Source organism: Nitrospinota bacterium (genome assembly GCA_035528715.1).
Taxonomy (GTDB): Bacteria; JADFOP01; JADFOP01; order DATKYB01; family DATKYB01; genus DATKYB01.
Genome location: DATKYB010000014.1, coordinates 1 through 19,100, shown reverse-complemented (window position 1 = coordinate 19,100; position 19,100 = coordinate 1). Strand labels below are relative to the sequence as shown.

16 protein-coding genes are annotated in these 19,100 nt (G+C 42.1%); 3 read left to right on the top strand and 13 right to left on the bottom strand.

Annotation, left to right across the window (positions count from 1 at the left end; translation table 11 throughout):
* Window positions 1–15 precede the first annotated feature (15 nt).
* The 3 genes from VMW81_00885 to VMW81_00875 form a co-directional block, all read right to left on the bottom strand.
* On the bottom strand, window positions 16–1,083 hold the full coding sequence (locus VMW81_00885; protein ID HUU49495.1) for a deoxyhypusine synthase family protein: 1,068 nt from the start codon (window positions 1,081–1,083) through the stop codon (window positions 16–18).
* A gap of 67 nt (window positions 1,084–1,150) precedes the next feature.
* Entirely contained in the window at window positions 1,151–2,122 is a 972-nt protein-coding gene (gene rfaD / locus VMW81_00880; GenBank protein HUU49494.1) for an ADP-glyceromanno-heptose 6-epimerase, read from the bottom strand.
* 191 nt (window positions 2,123–2,313) lie between these two features.
* On the bottom strand, window positions 2,314–3,210 hold the full coding sequence (locus VMW81_00875) for an ArsA family ATPase (protein HUU49493.1): 897 nt from the start codon (window positions 3,208–3,210) through the stop codon (window positions 2,314–2,316).
* A 213-nt stretch (window positions 3,211–3,423) separates the two neighbouring features.
* Here VMW81_00875 and VMW81_00870 point away from each other — a divergent pair, with 213 nt between their 5' ends.
* On the top strand, window positions 3,424–3,588 hold the full coding sequence (locus VMW81_00870; GenBank protein ID HUU49492.1) for a hypothetical protein: 165 nt from the start codon (window positions 3,424–3,426) through the stop codon (window positions 3,586–3,588).
* A gap of 237 nt (window positions 3,589–3,825) precedes the next feature.
* On the opposite strand, the gene mgtE is transcribed toward VMW81_00870, so the two are convergent.
* The 6 genes from mgtE to VMW81_00840 are packed head-to-tail and all read right to left on the bottom strand — an operon-like array spanning window position 3,826 to window position 9,862.
* Complete coding sequence (gene mgtE / locus VMW81_00865; protein HUU49491.1) at window positions 3,826–5,148, bottom strand: magnesium transporter; 1,323 nt, start codon at window positions 5,146–5,148, stop codon at window positions 3,826–3,828.
* 49 nt (window positions 5,149–5,197) lie between these two features.
* On the bottom strand, window positions 5,198–6,034 hold the full coding sequence (locus tag VMW81_00860; GenBank protein ID HUU49490.1) for a CBS domain-containing protein: 837 nt from the start codon (window positions 6,032–6,034) through the stop codon (window positions 5,198–5,200).
* Window positions 6,024–6,860, bottom strand: coding sequence for a mechanosensitive ion channel domain-containing protein (locus VMW81_00855; GenBank protein HUU49489.1), 837 nt, complete (start codon window positions 6,858–6,860; stop codon window positions 6,024–6,026). The genes VMW81_00860 and VMW81_00855 overlap by 11 nt, the downstream gene beginning before the upstream one ends.
* The gene (locus tag VMW81_00850; GenBank protein ID HUU49488.1) at window positions 6,857–7,831 is read right to left on the bottom strand and encodes an alpha-L-glutamate ligase-like protein; all 975 of its coding nucleotides are present in this window, start codon (window positions 7,829–7,831) and stop codon (window positions 6,857–6,859) included. The genes VMW81_00855 and VMW81_00850 overlap by 4 nt, the downstream gene beginning before the upstream one ends.
* A complete protein-coding gene (locus tag VMW81_00845) occupies window positions 7,828–9,360 on the bottom strand; it encodes an inactive transglutaminase family protein (GenBank protein HUU49487.1) in 1,533 nt (510 codons plus the stop codon). The genes VMW81_00850 and VMW81_00845 overlap by 4 nt, the downstream gene beginning before the upstream one ends.
* Window positions 9,353–9,862: a RimK/LysX family protein gene (locus VMW81_00840; protein ID HUU49486.1), complete on the bottom strand. Its 510-nt coding sequence runs from the start codon at window positions 9,860–9,862 to the stop codon at window positions 9,353–9,355. The genes VMW81_00845 and VMW81_00840 overlap by 8 nt, the downstream gene beginning before the upstream one ends.
* 415 nt (window positions 9,863–10,277) lie before the next feature.
* On the opposite strand from VMW81_00840, the gene VMW81_00835 reads away from it, so the two are divergent.
* On the top strand, window positions 10,278–11,930 hold the full coding sequence (locus VMW81_00835; GenBank protein HUU49485.1) for a glycogen/starch synthase: 1,653 nt from the start codon (window positions 10,278–10,280) through the stop codon (window positions 11,928–11,930).
* A gap of 38 nt (window positions 11,931–11,968) precedes the next feature.
* Here VMW81_00835 and malQ read toward each other — a convergent pair whose 3' ends face one another.
* The 4 genes from malQ to glgB form a co-directional block, all read right to left on the bottom strand.
* Window positions 11,969–13,474, bottom strand: coding sequence for a 4-alpha-glucanotransferase (malQ, locus tag VMW81_00830; protein ID HUU49484.1), 1,506 nt, complete (start codon window positions 13,472–13,474; stop codon window positions 11,969–11,971).
* Window positions 13,474–15,885, bottom strand: coding sequence for a DUF3536 domain-containing protein (locus tag VMW81_00825; protein ID HUU49483.1), 2,412 nt, complete (start codon window positions 15,883–15,885; stop codon window positions 13,474–13,476). Before VMW81_00825 ends, malQ begins: the two co-directional genes overlap by 1 nt.
* 130 nt (window positions 15,886–16,015) lie before the next feature.
* Window positions 16,016–16,228: a winged helix-turn-helix domain-containing protein gene (locus VMW81_00820; GenBank protein ID HUU49482.1), complete on the bottom strand. Its 213-nt coding sequence runs from the start codon at window positions 16,226–16,228 to the stop codon at window positions 16,016–16,018.
* An 86-nt stretch (window positions 16,229–16,314) separates the two neighbouring features.
* Window positions 16,315–18,276, bottom strand: a complete 1,962-nt coding sequence (gene glgB / locus VMW81_00815; protein ID HUU49481.1) for a 1,4-alpha-glucan branching protein GlgB — start codon at window positions 18,274–18,276, stop codon at window positions 16,315–16,317.
* 322 nt (window positions 18,277–18,598) lie between these two features.
* Between glgB and VMW81_00810 the strand changes: the two genes are divergently transcribed.
* A partial coding sequence (locus VMW81_00810; GenBank protein HUU49480.1) for a sugar phosphate nucleotidyltransferase occupies window positions 18,599–19,100 on the top strand: 502 nt, incomplete at its 3' end.

Below are 19,100 nucleotides of genomic sequence, written 5' to 3'. Positions count from 1 at the left end.
AAGGGATCAAAAAATTTATTTTTTCATCTTGAATAACCAAGACAAGTCTGTTCCTTTTCTTTTAATCTTTATTTTTTCTGCTAGGGCATGTGTAATGATAGGCAGGGCAATTGTTGCATCACAATAACATTGAACAAATCTTCCTTTTGGTGATTCCTTTCCCCAGGAAAGTCCTTCTTCAAAGGTGCATCCCGATAATCCACCCCATTGAGGAGAATCTGTTGTAATTTGGACAGCATATTTGTGGGGATAATAGGTTTCATCTGTTCCTTGGCGGGTTAGGCCATTTTTTCTGTCAGGAATTTTTTTATCATGATAGAGGAGGTCACCTGTGACTGCAAAAAGCTGAATGAAATCTTTTGGGACTCCACCACCTATATAAATGACACCTGTATCTTTGACTTTTTCTCCCAAGCGCATAAATTCAATATAATCCTTTACTGAATCGAGGGTTAGATTGAAACCCCTACTTTTTGCAATAAGAGCAGCATCACCATAAGGGCTATCTATGATGGCAGGACAAAAAATTGGAATTTTATTTTCAGCTGCAGCCGTAACGATGCTTTTAACCCCCTTTTTCCCCAACCAGAGACCAAAAAGATACAGGAATTCCCTTGAAGAATATTTATAGTCTTCATCAAGGGTTTGAATAAAATCTGTAATCGTCTCTGTCATTTTCAAATAGTCTTTTTCTTCTCCATAAACATCATAGTATCTATTAAAGCCCGCTTTGAAAATCGATTCATCATCAACTAAATTGCTCCCCTGCCAATAGTTAGAGCCCATGGCTTCAACAATATCCTCAGAAATATTTGCACCGGTCGGAACCAAGATATCGATAAAGTGGTTTTTTATTAACCAATTAATTATTTTCCACTGTCCAGTAGTGGAAAGAGAACCAGCATAGCCCATGAATATGGTTAAGTTCTTATCTTTGATCATCTCTTCAAGAACATTAAAGGCTTCAGCCAATCTTCTTCCTTGAAATCCTGTCTGCGACATTTCCAAGAGAAGCTTGGAAATTGATTTTGATTTTTTTACTTCAATTGTTTTCACTTTTTTAGTAAAAAGATTCTTTTTCATGTTAACTCCTCAGTAAATATTCCGTTTGATATTATTTTGTTTTCTTCCATTCTGAGTTCTTACTCCATCAAAGATATCGATCTTCTTGTTGCAGATAATTAATGACGTAATCCTTAATGCCATCTTCAAGAGATAAGAAGCGTACAGGACATCCTGATGAATAGAATTTTTCCATCTTTGCTTCAGTAAAATATTGGTATTTCGGCTTAATTGTTTCCGGCATTTCTATGTATTCAATGTTAGGCTCTCTTCCCATCGCAGAGAAAACAGCCTTTGCCAGGTCATTCCATGAACGTGCCTTGCCTGTCCCAAGATTAAAAATTCCATTTACTTCTCGATTTTTCAAGAACCACCATATAGCCCCTACACAGTCCTTTACATAAATAAAGTCGCGTACCTGTTCTCCATCCTTGTACTTAGGCTTATAGGATTTGAAAAGTTTAACCCTTCCTGTTTTTTTTATCTGGCAGAATGCTTTAAAGACAACACTTGTCATATCATCTTTATGATATTCATTCGGTCCAAAAACATTAAAAAATTTAATCCCCAGCATCTTTTGAGAGAGATTGTTGCGCAATACCCAGAGATCAAAGAGGTGCTTTGAGTATCCATACATATTGAGTGGTTGTAAAACCAGCGTTGTTTTGTCATCATCTGAAAAGCCCTCTGAACCGTCACCATATGTAGCAGCACTACTTGCATAAAGAAAACGAATATTTTTTTTTAGAGACCATTTTGCAAGTGTTTGAGTGTAATAGTAGTTATTTTGCTTTAAGTAATCTGCATCCTGCTCTGTTGTCGAGGTACAGGCTCCCATGTGGATAACTTTACTTATAGTAAAGGGAAGGCTGTCCCTGCTCAACATTTTTAGAAATTCGTCTTTGTGGATATAATCGACAAATCGCCTGTTAGTCAAATTTTTCCATTTCTCAGATTTGTCAAGCTCATCCACAATGAGAATATTATCAATGCCTTCAGAATTGAGCTTCCAGACAAAAGCACTCCCAATAAATCCAGCACCTCCAGTGACAATAAACAATTTTTACCCCTTCATTTTATATAACCAACAAAATTATAGATTTGTCTGGATAATCAAATCGGTAGGTAAAATCAGGGCTTTAATCTAAATCTATATCTTTTAACAAAATGGTAGGATTTAGTCAATGAGTTTTTACTGTTTGGCTTTTATAAGAGAAAATGAAACAATTGAAAATATTTTACAAGAGGAATTTAACTCTCGTAAAGCATATAGGCTACTTGAAGGAGTTTATCTTTATCAGTGATATCCCCGACCATCTCTGGAATAATCTTTACAGGGGCATTGGCTCGCTCTATAAGGCTCTTTTGCCAGCGCAGTTGAAGTTCCCTTTTCTTCTTTAAAAAATCGTTTTCATTACATACCTCTTCAGGAAATACGCGGTTGAGAATGTAGCCGTTAAGCTCGATTCCGTATTCACCGATGGATTGTCCGATAGATAAAGCCTGCTCCACAGCCAATCGCTCAGGATTCGAAACAAGCCAGGCAGAGGTGTCTTGGGCGAGCATCTTCAGGACGTCATTCGTGAGCTCCCTCCATTTGGATATAAGCTTAAGCGGATCCTTGCCAGGTTTTCGCGTTATCTTTGAAAAAACACCCTTCAGGGTCAAATAGAGCTTTTGTGCTTCTCCCAGATGCGAGTAGAACATATGCTGGGCTTTAAGGAGGTTCAAAGTCCCAGCCGTGGGGGCCGTGTCCCAGACAATGTAGTCGTATTTATCCGATTTTTGTGTCTCCAGCACATAGTAGAGCATGAATTCCTCATCCAGGGCTGGCGCCCCCTCGATATAGTCGAGGATATCCTTATCCAGGGGGAAGATGGAGGAAATCACGGCATAGACCTCGTCTCCGAAACTCTCCCTCCAGAGTTTTAGAATGACATCCCGTGTCAGCTCGATGACATCCAGATTCTTATCCACATTGATCACCTCACGATGGAATTCCACGTTAAAGATATTGGATAGAGAGCCGGCAGGGTCTGTGGATACCAAGACAACCTTTTTCCCTTGAGAGAGGTAAAAAGCAGTAGCTACAGAGGTTGTTGTTTTCCCAACCCCTCCTTTGCCAGTGAACATGATAATTTTTTTCATGCAACTAATATAACTTAAAAATAAAAAAAGTCAAAAGTTAGATTTTAGAGGTATTATTTTTGCGATAAAAGACCAAAGAGATGTAAAATACACGATAGAAGATTTTTTAAAAGAATTTTCTGCTTGTCAAAAATTAGATTATTCTTTAAAGTAAAAAAAGTATCATATTTTTTGTATAGAGAGATTGAAAATTATTAAAAAAGAGGTGATATAATGAAAATTAGCCCGTTTCACTCTAAGAGGTCTGATACTGCAGTTTATCACAATAAGCAGAGGTGTAGCGTAGGAAAAAGAATTAAGCGCAAAAATCGAGTCTCTGGCATGGGAAGATTGCTCCTCTGTGAATACTGTAAAAGGTTGGGTGTTAAAAGCAAATAAGTCCCTCATTTTATTCTGAGAAGCATTCTTCTATTTGAATATCTTTTGGTTTGCTATCCTTAACCAAGACTACCTGTTTAATTTTCTTTATGAGAAGCTCATTCCATTCCTCTGTCCACGGGAGTTTGAAGCGAAATTGACAATTTTTATAGGGGGCTGATTTTAGGTCTGGTTAATGTAACTTTCTTGCGTGCGAAAGCAAAGTTATCAAAGAAGGCTACCCCAAGATTTTTCATTTTAAATGATAAAAATTCTAGAAAGTATTGTGGCCAGTCCCAGGAAGCTAAAGAAACCAGCAACGTCAGTAACAGTGGTTAGAATAATAGAAGAAGACTGAGCTGGGTCCTGACCAAATGTTTGGAGAAGAATAGGGATAACAGCACCGGACAGACCAGCAATGATCATAGAAATAATCATGGCAGTTCCAATGATAATCGGCAAGCCGATTGAGCCTGTCCAAACATAGGCAACTAGTGATGTAGTGAGTGCTATTGCCAATCCGTTGAAAAAGCCGACCATAAACTCTTTTCTTACGATTTTAAGCCAGTGCCTGAGGCGAATCTCTCGAAGCGCCAGTCCCCGCATGGTCACCGCTAACGCCTGAGAGCCGGTATTCCCAGACTGACCGGCAACAACCGGAAGGAATACAGCCAAGATAGTAATTTTTGCAATAGTTTCTTCAAAGATTCCAACAACAGCCGCTGCCAGAAAGGCTGTTGCAAGATTGATTTCAAGCCAAGGGAGGCGCTTTCGAATGGCAAAGGTTGCCTTAGAAAGGGCCCGTTCGTCTCTTCCTGCACCGAACATTGCCTGAATATCCTCGCTCGCCTCCTGTTTTGCTGCAGTAACCAGCGTATCGTAACGAATAATACCGATAAGCCTTCCGTTTATGTCAACCACGGGCAGGCTGGCAAGTTTTTGTTCTTCTAAGAGTTGGACGATCTCATCTCTTGGAGCCATTGACTGAATGCTGATCGGCCTGGTTTTGATGAGATCACCCAGCTGAACATTCGGTTCAGAGATGGCTATTTCCTGAAGAGGGATTACTGCTGAAAGAACTCCCTTCTCATTCACGACGCAGACATCTGTAATACGCCGGTCATGCATAGTACGAATCCTTATTAGGACTTCTTCCATGGTTCTATCAGCTCGAAAAGAGGCGACTCGAGGATCCATAAGATTTCCCGCTGTCTCAGGAGGATACTTCATCAGCTCCTGAAATTCTTTAGCAATGTTTTTCGGTAAAATGGAGAGACGATTTTCGACCCTCTTTTTGTTTAGGCGAGCTAAAAGCGCGGCTCCGTATGAAGGATCAATTTCAGAAAATAACTGGCGAAAAAACTCATCCTCCATCTTATCGATAAGCTCTGCACCAATATCCGCATCTAATCGTTCGAAGATATTCAAGGCTATAGGTATGGGTTCATCCTTTAAGAGGCGCATGATCTCTCTCGTCTCAAGACTATTGAGATTTCTTGCGGCTTCATCAGGGTAGAGCTGGAAAAATTTTTTAATAAGGGCCTTTGTTGCTGCTGATGATTTTGTCTCCTTGTGCCTCATATTCTTATCTCCTGATTTTATTTTTTGAGAAATAGCGTTAGAGAGATGTCTATTTTTCTTCCTTTTCAGGATTGACCGCAGAGGCAACCCAGTTGATAAGTCCGGAAAGGCCGAGCCAATAGAGTTCGCCCATGGCCTTGCCTGCTGTATTTTCTGGAGAAGCTTGACGTCGCTCCTCTACATCTCTTATCAAACGGCGAATGGTTCGATAGCCAATGGCTCCAAGAAAGATACCTTTTTCATCGACCACAGGAAGAACATGGAATTCCTGCCAGCCGGTATGAGCCAGAATGGCCTGAGAGCTTAGATGGGGTGATAAATTTTTGATGGTTCTCTGCATAACGGAAGAGATCAAAGCGTTAGGATCGGAGAGCAAAAGATCACGAATGTTTATCTGACCCACAAGAGCGTAGTCTCGATTCACAACATAGATATAGTAAATCAGATGTCTGGGATGTTTTCGGAATCGCTTTATACCCTCTTTTACAGTCACATCTTCTGGTACGATGAAGACCTTTGGATCCATTAAAGCACCGGCAGTTCCTTCGTGATAGCGCAAGATAAGCCTGAGTTGCCCTGAAACATCTAAAGGCAAGGTTTCTAGAATAGATTTTTTATGCTGTTCCTCCATTCTTCGTAAAAACAGGGAGGAAATCTCAAAGGGAAGCTCTGCGATAATTGCTCCTGAATAATTTGAGTCCATTACTTCCAAGCATCTTGATGCTAGGATTGAATCCATCAGCCTGATAACACCGACGGCTGAGGAAGGCGAGGCTTGTTTTAAGAATGATGCTGTCTCCTCTGGTTTTAGTTGCTCAAGTACATGAGCTGCATCTGTTGGATGATTTTTTATGAATTCGAATGAGAGCAAAAGGTCATGATTCATATGATTGATCCTTTGTGAGCATAACAGAAATCATTTCATTGAACTGTTTGGCCGGTACACAGACCTGGCCATAGGGGGTTTCGAGAATAACGGCAGTAGGGGTAATCTGGATAATCTCGCCTTCCATATCGCCGATTTTTACTCTATGGCCTATCTTGTATGTTTTCTGTAAGTAATATGAGGCAAGAATATTGCTGACAGAGGTTCTGGCACCGAGGCCAAAGGAGAGCGCGGCTCCAAAGAGCACAGCTGCGACAAGAATCATGATGATGCTCATAAGAAATGAGATATCAATACCGATCTGGTCTATGGCTATGAGAATTGTTGTGAGCAGAATGGCGTATTGAGCAAATTTTCCTAAAACATTTCCGTATGTGATTCCTGCCGAGGCAGCTGCTGAGATAATAATATCACGAAGAATCACTCCGCCAATGATACCAAAAATTCCTATGAGAACAGCTGCCAGGATTTTAGGAAGATAGCTGGCAATACCGCTGAGCCACATTGTTACCACAGGCAGGCCCATGGCTTCAGTGGCTACGGTTATAAAGAAAAATATAATAAACCAATAAAGGATATTGCTGATTATCGAGGCCGACGGCTCCAGCTTTGTCGGTTGAAGCCTGCTTTGGACCTTTTCATAAGGGATGAGACGACCTATGTTCTTTAAAAAGCGGTATACAAGAGCTCGAAGCAGCTTCGCTATCAAAAAACCGATAAGAAAGATAACCACCGCGCCCAAAAAATTGGGGAGAAATTCGATGGCGCTTTTTTTAAACTGAAAGGCCACTTTGCCAAGCTCAGTGATCATTTGATTGAAATTCATTGCACTCCTCCTTGACTTATCTTTTCTGAATCGCCGAAATGCTCTCGAGCAAAACCAATGCGCTTTTGAATGCTTTCTAAATCCTTGCCGTAATCCTCAACGATTCTCAATCGGCGAAGCAAACCGTCATTGTTAGCGATCTGGATATTAAGCCCGGGACGGGCATTGAGTTCTAAAACCAATGGCCCTCTGTTTTTATCAAGAACGATATCCACCCCCTGATACCCCAGACCGGCAAGCTCATAACTCCTCGCAGCAAGAAAAAGAAGAGCCTCCCAGTTAGGGATTTTCACACCTGTTACCGCATTCCCCGTATCCGGGTGTTCGCTTACGATTTCGTTTCGCCATGCCGCTGTAAGCGTGGTGCCGCTAGAGATATCAATCCCAACGCCTATGGCGCCGAGATGCAGGTTAGCCTTTCCTTCAGACATACGGGTCGGAAGGCGGGACATCGCCATGACCGGTACACCAAGAAACACGATGATGCGGATATCGGGTACCCCCTGATAGCTGATCGGTTCGAATATGGGATCAAACTGGACACGCTGTTCGATCATGGCCTTGTCCGGATAACCGGCAAGGCTGTACATTCCGCTTAAGATATTAGAGACATGGCGTTTAATTTCGTCCTCAGTCATCAGAAGACCACTCGCCCTTCTATAGTTTGCCTTTGCTCTGCCTGTGATGACGAGGATGCCGTCCCCGCCGCTTCCGTGAGCCGGTTTGACCACAAAATCAGAATGAGGCTTCAGAAGCTTAGGCAGGTCGCGAATATGCCGCTCTATCTCAACAACGCCGTAAAGGCTCGGCACGGCAATGCCGGCCTTTTCAGCAAGCCTTTTGGTTTCAAGCTTGTCGTCCACAAGGGGAAAGAGACGCCTTGGGTTATATTTTAAGATGTATTCGGCATTGCGCCGGTTCATCCCCATCAGCCCCTTTTCCGCAAGCTTTCTTTTTAGCTGGAAAATCATTTTTTCTCCTTCGCAAACACCTTGAAGCGGTAGAGTTCAAGGAGCCTGTATCCGGAGTATCGCCCGAGAAGCAGAATCCCTGCAAGCACGATCAGTAAGAGTTCGGGGAACACGAACACGAGGTGTCCGAGATATTGGTTGGTCATAACAAGATAAGCAAGTGATGCAACGGTGAGGCTCCCTATACCCTGAGTGATAGCCGCAGCGGCACCCCTCTCTTCCCAGACAATACACATCCTCTCGATGGTCATGGTCAGGATGACCATGGGAAAGAGGGCTACAGAAAGCCCCCGTATCAGGCCGAGCTTATGGGTGATGATACTGAGAATGGCCATGAGTATAATAACCACAATAAGCACTGAGGCAAGGCGGGGTACCAGAAGGAGCTTGAGATTTTCGAGATAAAAACGCGTGGCAAGACCTAAGGCAATGATCATACAAAAGAGAAAAATGCCCCACAGAAGCTGTGTCTCTCTGAAGGCAAGCGCAATGAGAATCGGCATAAAGGTACCGAAGGTTTGGATGCCAACAACGTTACGCAGAACCACAATCAGAAAGGCTCCCAAAGGCAAAAGCAGAAGGACGCTGTAGACATTCTGGGTCTGAATGGGTAGGCTGAAGAGGGAAAACTCCATGATAGAGGGACTGAGAAACCTTGCCCGTTCAAGTGAGGCCCTTACAGCCTCTTCTTGGTTGAGGCTGACAGAAAAAGTTGTACGGAGATTTTTTCCGCCTCTTAACTTAACCAGCGGCTCTTCCCCGTGCCACCAGAGAAGAAAGTGTTCGGGGATCTTTTTCTCACCAGTAAGGGGATGATAGCTCTTCCAGCTGTCATCTCTGTATACCTGCAGCCAGTGTATTTGAGTAGCCTGCCGTTGCAGCTCCTCTAGGAGTATACCGTGAGCAATACGTGCGGGTATTTTGTTCAGCGTTAAAACGCTTACTGCTGTCTGAAGTTTCTTCATCAGGCTCGGATTCTTACCCAAAAGAAGAGCAGCGTTTTGGTCCGGCTCCTTTGCATTGAGCCTCTGTATAAGTACGGCTACCAGAGTTTCCAGATCAGCTGACTGGGCATGAATCTGAGAAAAGAGTGATCTGGCAGCATCAAGATAGGGGCCCTCAAGGTCAGGGGCTTTTATCTCTGGTTCTTTTGACGGTGCTAGATGCGGCTCTTTGACGCTGATTTGACGCACCACAGCTCGGTAGTACAGAGCCTGTCTCCCCTTGGCTTTGCGGATGGACCAGACCGCCTGACGGTTGCCGTCTTCCGTTTTGGTTGTGAGACCGTATCCCCTTGATATGAAGTTTTCATCTGAAACGATAAAGCGGTGAGTGGTTGTGGGGATAAAGAGATCAACCTTCACAGGCCTGTCCTCGGCATCAAAGACGAGACGGGCTTCTACATTCCATACGTCAACATGGGTATAGGGTGTCAGGGGAAAGCCCATGACAAAGAGCTTGAAGAGAAAGAGTATAAGACCGATAAGAGCCAGGCCGAGAACTAAAAAATAGAGGTGGCGATTATTCACTGATTCTCCTTGGTTCTTTGCATTGCGGTTCAACCGTATATTTGACGGATGAATCAATAAGCAAATCTCCCTTGAGGAATTTCCGGCCGATAAGCATCTGGTACTTGTAAGGGCTTCTGTCCACAAGGTTCACCTCTACCTCCTTATAGACGCTTCCTATACAGATACCAAGCAAAATAACCGGACGCTCCTGGCACTTTGCCCCTTTGCGTTTGATCTTGGCTATTCTTACCATCTTTCGCTCAAAGGTTACGGTTTTTCCTTCTCGGTTTGTAAGATCAAAGCGAACCCACGTATCATTTCCGCGATGAAAAAATTCAATATGGGGGGCGTTGAGGGAGCAGTTGTCAGCGCCTGTGTCGAGCTTGGCGTGGACAACCACATTGCCGGGACAGATGCGAACCTTCTCTATCCAGCCGACCACATCTTTAGATTCTGCATTTGAAAGTGCAGAGAATACAAAAACAGAAATAAGACCAATATGTAAGAAATATCTTTTCATAAATACCCTCTTTTTATCGTATAAATATTAATAATATCACCTTGTACTTGAATAGTAAAATTTTTTATCTATGTAATGGGGAGAGCAATCGAAAATATGGGGGTCAGCCCTAAAAACCAGTAACGTAACTTACACTGGTTGTAAGAAAGGAGAAAGCTATGCCTGTTTCTGAAAAAAACATTGAGCATAATATTGAGCATAATCAGGAAAATAGACGAAAAAAACCAAAATTAATAGTTTTAGATATAAATAATTTATTATGAAAATTCTCATAAGTAATAGTGATAAAATTTTATCTTTTTGATAAAAGTATTTTATTAAGATTTAAAATCTGATATTATAATTAAATATAATTTAAATTATATATTGCCGGTGAAAAAGCATAATATTATCTTTTTTTAGAAGGACTGCTGAAATGAATAGCGACCCCAAACAACCCAAAGAGCCGAAGATTGATTGCGTTGTACATATTTCTCGAGAGTATGGTAGTTTAGCGGGTGCGGGAGGCATAAAAGATGTTACAGAGGGTCTTTGCAAAGCTGCCGCAGCAATGGGGATCGACACCCATATTTTTCTTCCTTATTATCGTGTTATCGATAAAAAGAATCTTCATCTTAAGAAAAGCCAGGAATTCGATGTGGAAATGAATTACTCTGCTGAGAAGCGGACTGAATCCGTTACGATTTACAGCAGTCTGATAAAGCCCAAACTGACAGTTCATTTAATAAAGGCTCAACGCTATCAATATCTTGCTGAGGGCAAGAGCTTGATAAAGCGTCAGGGCATCTATCAGTATACGAAAGAAGAAGCAAAGGCACTTGGACGACCGGAACTAGAAGGGAGAGGCTACATTGACTTTTTTGCAATGAATGTTTTGTTGGTAAAGGCCACCCTGCATGGGCTTGGGAAAATGCAGATAAGACCTGACATTGTCCACTGCCACGACGGCCATACCGCTCTCTTACCGCTTATAGCACAAGCCTCAGAAGAAATTTTTGTTCCCTATCTTTGCTATGTACCTTCTGTGATAACTATCCATAATGCAGGAAGGGGATATCATCAAGAGGTTAGCGATCTTGAATTTGCGGCTGCCATATGTGGTGTTTCAAGAGATGTGATCAAAGGCAGCTTGCTCAATGGTTTTTTTGACCCCCTTCTTGCGGGGGGCCTTTTTGGAAGTGCGATCAACACAGTGAGTGAAAACTATGCCCGAGAGTTACAGCAGACCGGTCAAGATTCGATTTCTGGTTGGTTAGGACATAAACTTGCTGGTTACGGTATTAAACTCTTGGGGGTTACGAACGGTATTGATCCGGAAACATCCAATCCTGAAAATTCTGAGCAACTCGGACTTGCTGCAGGCTTTTCAATATTAAAAGGAAATTTAGCGGGAAAAGAAGTATGTAAAAAATCAACCCTTCAAGAGCTTGAGAGGCGTGAAGTACCAGAAAATATCGTTCTTAAAGGGGCGATCAATTATCAAAAAGATATTCCGCTTTTGACATTCATCGGGCGACTGGGTCAGCAGAAAGGATTTGATATTCTGGCTGATGCAGTCGAATTGTTGTTTAACGAAGATGAGCATGTCCAAATCCTAGGCCTTGGAGATGGAGATCCTTCCATTATCGATCGTTTTTGTAAACTGGAAAAGAAGTTTAAAAAAAGAGTATGTATGGCTAAAGGCTACAGTCATCTACTTGCCAATAAGATCTATGCAGCAGGAGATTTTTTTGTCATCCCTTCGCGCTTTGAACCGTGCGGGTTAACTGACTTCTTTGCCCAGCTTATGGGAAATGTACCAATCGTACACAGAGTTGGCGGTCTCGTCAAAACCTTGGATGGCCGATTCGGTTTTTCTTACCTGGGAGGAGCGGAGGAGTTGCTTCAGACCTTAAGGCGTGCACTTAAAGTCTACCGTGAGCCAGATAAAAAAACTCTGAGCGAAATCCAGATAAATGCTGTTGAAAATATCTATGAAAATTTTACCTGGGAGAAGGTTCTCGAAAAAAAGTATCTCCCCATCTATCGTGATGTAATTACTCGTTCAGACCCCTCACTACCATATTGATAGGGATTAATCCAAATTTTAGCCCACGCCGATTCGCATCAGGCCCTTCCATAAATTTCTGTCATTTTTTTGAGCCTTTCGGCCAGCGAGGATTCCAGATGCTCCGGTAAAAGTTGCCATTCCCAATTGCCCTTGTTGGTGGCTGGACGATTCATTCGTGATTCTTCGCCCAAACCAAGAATATCTTGCATGGGAAATATTACCATGTCTGCGACTGACATCATTGCCAGTCGTATCAATTCCCAGTGAAGCTCATCCACCGTTACTTCCCGCCCCACATAATCAAACAGCCTCTTTTTGATTTCCGGCGTTGCCTCTCTTTGAAACCATCCCTTTATTGTGTTGTTGTCATGAGTTCCTGTATATAACACGCAGTTTCTTACAAGATTATGCGGTATGTACGGATTTGTGGGAAAGTCTTCACTAAAAGCAAACAGAAGTACTTTCATACCTGGAAAATCGAAATGTTGCATAACCTCTTTTACGTCGGGGGTGATGGTGCCAAGATCCTCGGCAATGATTGGTAAACCGGGAAGTTCTTTAGTAAGGTGACCGAAGAAGTCCATTGCAGGTGCTTCAATCCATTTTCCGTTAATGGAGTTTTTTTCGGTCGCCAAAACTTCCCAGTACGCCACGAAGCCCCGAAAATGGTCAACTCTCACAAAATCGTATAATTTTAAGTTATGTTTTATTCTTTGGACCCACCACTCATATCCCCTTTCCCTAAGCACATCCCAACTGTAAACAGGATTGCCCCAGAGCTGGCCGGTTTCGCTGAAGTAATCAGGTGGCACACCGGCAACAACATAAGGCCTCTTTTCATGATCCAGTTTAAATATCTCGGGATTTTTCCATACGTCAACGCTGTCGTAAACCACATAAATGGGTATGTCACCAAAAATTTTGATGCCGTGCTGATTACAATAACCCTTTAATGTGAACCACTGATGAAAAAAGATATACTGGAGAAATTTCTCCATTTCCATCTTATCATGAAGCTGTTTTTTCAATGTTTGCAAAGCTTCTGGTTTTCTGTCCCGTATATCTTGAGGCCACTCACACCATATCTGTCCCTTAAAATAAGATTTAAGAGCCATAAAAAGGGCAAAATCATCGAGCCAATAGGAATTTTCTGAACAGAATCTTTCATATTCAAGTTCCTGCCCCTTGTTTTTAAAACGTTCATATGCCAGATAAAAAAGCTTTTTTTTATCAGTAATAACAGAATGATAATCAATCCTCCCTTTTGGATAACTGGGGAAAGATTCTCCTTCTGATTTTTCAAGTAAACCATCCTGAATCAGAAGTTCTGGACTTATCAGCAGTGGGTTGCTTGCAAAAGAGGAAAAGCAGTGGTAGGGAGAGTTTTGAAAGCTTGGTTTTGTAGGGTTTAAGGGAAGGATTTGCCAGAAACTCTGTTTAGCTTCATTAAGAAAACGGGCGAACAGATGAGCGGATGGCCCTAGATCCCCTATGCCATAAGGTGAGGGAAGAGAGGTTATATGAAGAAGAATACCGCTTCCTCTTTTTTTGAAACGCATCATTAATTTTTTATGTTCAAATAATTTCCTAATTTGTCAAAAAGCTCGACCCATTTTTGAGCAGTCTGATTTTCTTTTTCTGCTCTTTTTTGCATTTCACTGTGAAAATGCTTGCTGATTGCAAAATAGATATTCTGCGCTCTCCATAGATCCAATTCCAGATGTAATTCATCCAAAGTTCTAAATACCGCTTCTATGGTTTCCAGCAATGAGACATACTCTAAAATTCTTAACACGGCTTCTGATGTTTTTAACGGTGAGATATCCCCTATGATCTCTGATAATCTTTCCATCAGTTTATTAATTTTCTGGCTTGCGAGAAAGCCAAGAGTTGTCTTGTCCAGCTGTAAAGCCCATTTTTTCGTTTCCTCAACTAAATCTTGCAGCCGTTCTATATCAAGTTCTTCTCTTTCCAGTTCCTTTTGAAGATCTAAATTTACTACAAATTCTACAGTCGCAGCCAAGGTTTTAGGGAGGGGAATCCGTTTTTCTTTCATTACTTGCATAATCGGTAGATGGTACTCGTAAATGCGACGATAAGAATCTTCTATTTCTTTTAGAGTTGGTTCAAGGATCTGGTTTAAAATCTTTCTCTTCTCATCCCTGAAAAGATCCCAGAGAGAATAGTTGTGTGTTCCAAAATGCTTGTCCATCAAACGAATAACCTTAGCAATATCGCTCTTTAGAAAGTTATTTTTTATTTCTTGGCGCATGGTAGAAAAGGGTTCATCTCCCATGTGTTTACGAACCCCTCCGATAAGGTTGTGGTCACCAAAATGCAGAACTGCATAGCTTACCATGTTTTCTTCCCATGAGATATCAGAATGAATTCTTGCTTTACCAATACACAGCCTCTGCATTCCCAGATCTTCTTTGTCATAGATCTTGCTTTTGGCTGTGTAAGAAAGGAGCTTGATGATTTCAGGATAATCTTCAAACAGAGAAGATACTGCAAAATGTGCTGCAAATCGAAGGAGATCAACAATAGAAGGCTTTACAAATATTTCGTAGACTTCGGCACCTGTTTTAAGCTCAGCAAGATTAGTTGGTGCCCGCTCAAGGATCTTAATGTAATCTTGATCGAGGGATGTGCTGGTTATTTCCTCAGCGAGTTGCATGGCGCGACAGGCATGCTGCATTACCTGAACCGTTTCAATGCCTGAGATATCATCAAAAAACCAGCCGCAGCTAGTATACATAAGCATGGCTTGGCGCTGTATCTCGAGAAGCTTGAGAACCACTACCTTTTCTTCTGGTGAGAGTTCCCGATGAGCATTATGATTGAAGAACTGTTCCACATTTTGAGGAGATCGATCGAGCATGACTTCAATATAATTATTCCTGATTTGCCACGCATCTTTGACATAAGCAGACAGTTCGTTTTCATATAGAGGGGTAAGGGTATTCCTCAGCCAATCCATTGCTTCGCGTAGAGGAGCCCTCCAAGCCTGGTTCCATTCGGGATGCATTCCCGTGCTGCATCCGCAATTACTCTTCCATCTCTCGACACCATGGATACAGCTCCATGATGAATTTTCAAAAATTTCTACTTCGTATTCGGGGGGCTGCAATTCAAGGTATTCACCATAATTGGTGATCCTTGCCAGATTATTGGATTCAATGTAGTGCAGGGCGTAAGCAAGAGCCATATCTCCAAAGCGATGATAATGGCCATAAGACTCACCGTCAGTGGCGATATGGACAAGCTGGGAAGAATTTCGATCTTGAGAAAAGGCGTTCTGCAACCTCTTAGCAAATAATTCACCGTTATTTAAAAGTTTTCCAAATGCAATATCCTTTGATATGGGACCATCGTAGAAAAAGAGATTTATCGTCCCTCCGGATGGAAGTTGGCAGAGGTACGGCATTTTAGGATCGATCTTCTCATTGCTTACATCAATCCATTTTTTGTCATTTATTTTTCGCACCTGTTTTGCCTGTAGTGGAGCAAGAATGGCGAATTTTATCCCCTGTTCAGACATGATATCGAGTGTTTCGAGGTCAACAGCAGTTTCAGAAAGCCACATACCTTCAGGCCTTCTTTTAAAACGATACTCAAAATCTTTTAATCCCCATATAACCTGTGTCCGTTTGTCTCTCGAGTTGGCAAGGGGCATAATCATGTGATTGTAAACCTGAGCAAGGGCTGAACCATGTCCTGAAAAATTCTTTTGGCTTTCCTGATCCGCTTCGAGTAACTCTTCATAGACTTGAGGCATATAGTTTTGCATCCAGGAAAGAAGCGTGGGACCGAAGTTAAAGCTTATTTTTGCATAGTTGTTGACAATATCTATAATCCTTTTATCAGGATCAAGAATGCGAGAGGCCGTGTTTGGGGCATAACATCCTGCTGTTATTCTTTCATTCCAGTCGTGGTAGGGATATGCCGGATCCTGCTGTTCAATCTCTTCCAGCCATGGATTTTCTCTTGGCGGTTGATAAAAGTGCCCGTGAATACAGATATAGCGGTTTATTTTAATACCTCCAATAGGTCAATAAGGAGCCAAGAAAAAGCTTTTCTTTGAAATGTGCTTTTGTTCAATTCTATTTTTTCTCATTTCCGGAGAGGGAGACGAAGATTTTGTCACCCTTTTTATGGTAGTCGATTTTATTCTCACGTGCAAGCCAGCCCAATGCCTGGTAAACAATGAGCGTTTTTTCTTTAAGAGTCTTGGGAAGCTGGGTAACGTTTACTTTTTCTTTTTCTCGCAGTACTTCCCAAATTCTTCCTGCAGTTTTGCCAATTACTTCTTTCATGATACCCTCCTTTCACCTTTTCCTTAATCTTCGATAAGAAAAAGCTGAAAAATTAAGATAGCTTTATTTGAGTTTTATAAGGTCTTTCATCCATTATCCTTTTTTAAAAAAAGGATGCTAAGAGGCGGGAGGTTTAAGGAAAGGGAATGGGGCTTCCCGTGAAACGGAATCGGTTCGGTTTCGATACCCCCTAGATTTCCTTGACCACTCCCTCCATATTCCTTGGCGTCACTGTTAAGAATTTCTCTCCAGAATCCTTCAAAAGGTGTACCGACGCGGTAGTTAAAGCGGGAAACAGGCGTTAAGTTGCTGACAACGAGGATAATGCTCTTGGTCGAGCGCCCCTTTCGAATTAAACTGATGACACTCTGCTCGGTGTCGTTGCAGTCGATCCACTCAAACCCTTCAGGATGAAAGTCAAGCTCATAAAGAGCCGGTTCATCATGGTAAAGCCGGTTTAGGTCTGATACCCATCTTTGGAGATCTGCATGGAAGGGATAATCGAGCAGATGCCAGTCAAGGCTCTCTTCATGGTACCATTCATTCCACTGGCCAAACTCCCCCCCCATAAAGAGCAGTTTTTTCCCAGGCTGGGCATACATGTATCCATAAAGAAGCCTTAGGTTTGCGAACTTCTGCCAGTCGTCCCCAGGCATCTTGGCCAGAAGCGAACCCTTACCGTGCACGACTTCATCATGAGAAAGAGAGAGGATAAAGTTTTCGTGGAAGGCATAGAGGAGACGAAAGGTCAGCTGGTTGTGGTGATATTTCCTGTGGATAGAATCTAGAGACATATACTTCAGTGTATCGTGCATCCAACCCATATCCCACTTCATACCAAAACCCAGACCCCCCACATAAGTGGGCCGAGAAACCATAGGCCAGTCTGTGGACTCTTCAGCAATTGTCTGAACATCCGGATAGCTCTTGTAGACTTCCTCGTTAAAGCGACGCAAAAAGGAAATGGCTTCGAGATTTTCCCTGCCCCCGTATTTATTGGGTATCCATTCTCCTTTCTTACGGGAGTAATCAAGATAAAGCATGGAGGCAACAGCATCGACACGAAGTCCGTCCGCATGATAAAAGTCCAACCAGAAAAGAGCACTACTTATGAGAAAGCTTTGCACCTCATCTCGCCCGTAATTAAATATGAGACTGTTCCAGTCCGGATGAAGACCTTTTCGAGTATCAGCGTGTTCATAAAGATGTGTTCCATCGAAGTAACCAAGCCCATGTTCATCAGTAGGAAAGTGAGAAGGAACCCAATCGAGGATCACACCAATACCGTTTTGATGGAGGTGGTCAATAAGATACATGAAGTCCTGAGGTTTTCCATAGCGGCTTGTGGGAGCAAAATATCCCTTACCCTGGTATCCCCAGGAACCATAGAAAGGGTGCTCCATAACCGGTAAGAATTCCACATGGGTATAGCCCATACGCTTTACATATTCAGCCAGCTTCTGGGCCATTTCGCGGTAGTTTAGCGGACGGTTCTCTTCTTCGGGCATTCGCATCCAGGACCCCAAGTGGACTTCATAAATGGAGATGGGAGAATTAAGTGAGTTATGATTGTGACGGCTCGCCATCCATTCCCTATCTTCCCACGTGTAATTAAGGTCACAAACGATCGAGGCAGTTTTGGGCGGAATTTCGTTGTAAAATGCAAAAGGGTCAGCCTTATCTACGCGGTAGTTATTATATCTTGAGAAAATATGATATTTGTAAGAGGCACCCTTGCTTATGCCGGGGATAAAACCCTCCCATATTCCAGAGCTTCCTTTCGGCATAAGTAAATGGCTGGCCGTGTTCCAGCCATTAAAGTCTCCAATAACTGAAACTTTCTCGGCATCCGGAGCCCAAACTGAAAAATACGTCCCATTAACACCATCTATATTTAAGGGATGAGCGCCCAACTTGTTGTAAAGACGATAATGTTTTCCCTCATTAAAGAGATAAAGGTCGTCCTCAGTCAGGAGGGTTATGTCATACCGCAGGAGTTCTCCCGGTTTTTTTTCGAGATTTTTTTTGCTGATTTTTTTCTGTGCCATAATGTAAACCCTTTAAATATAGATAATTTATCATAATTATACACCTTGGTCAATATAATTGCTTTCATCTGCTAAAAGCGCTTTTCATTTCTGAGCACGAGATTTTTCAAATGAAAACAACTGAGCTTTATAAGAAGCTCGCTTTTTTTCTGTTATTGAAAAAGGATGTGGTAGGTTAAGATATGATAGGGATTTACTATACAAAAACATCCTCAAAGGAGTGTCTTGACATTTAATAAAAAAACAGTAGATTATTTAAATATAACAACTATCTTATGTATCATAGATAGAGATTTTCAAATACCCATATAAGGAGATAGCTGTGACAAGGAAATTAACAATGATTATGGCTGGGGGTAAAGGGGCAAGACTCTTCCCACTAAGTAGAGACAGGGCTAAACCTGCTGTGCCCTTTGGCGGCAGATTCAGAGTGATTGATTTTGTCTTAAGCAATTTTACAAATTCTGGATTATATAGAATAAAAGTATTAATCCAATTTATGTCAGAATCACTCAACCGCCATATCTCCTTGGGATGGAGAATGAGCAGTCAATTAGAACATTATATAGACATCGTCCCTCCCCAGATGCGTAGGGGACACTCGTGGTATCTTGGGACTGCTGATGCCATCTATCAAAATATAAATATTATAGAGAATGAGAATCCTGATTATATCTTTATCTTTGGAGGAGATCACGTTTATAAAATGGATGTGAGGCAGATGCTGGATTATCATATCGAGAAGGGTGCTGATCTTACTATTTCTGCGGTACCCATTCCACTTCATAAGGCAAGTGAAATGGGAGTGATTGAGACTGACCCCT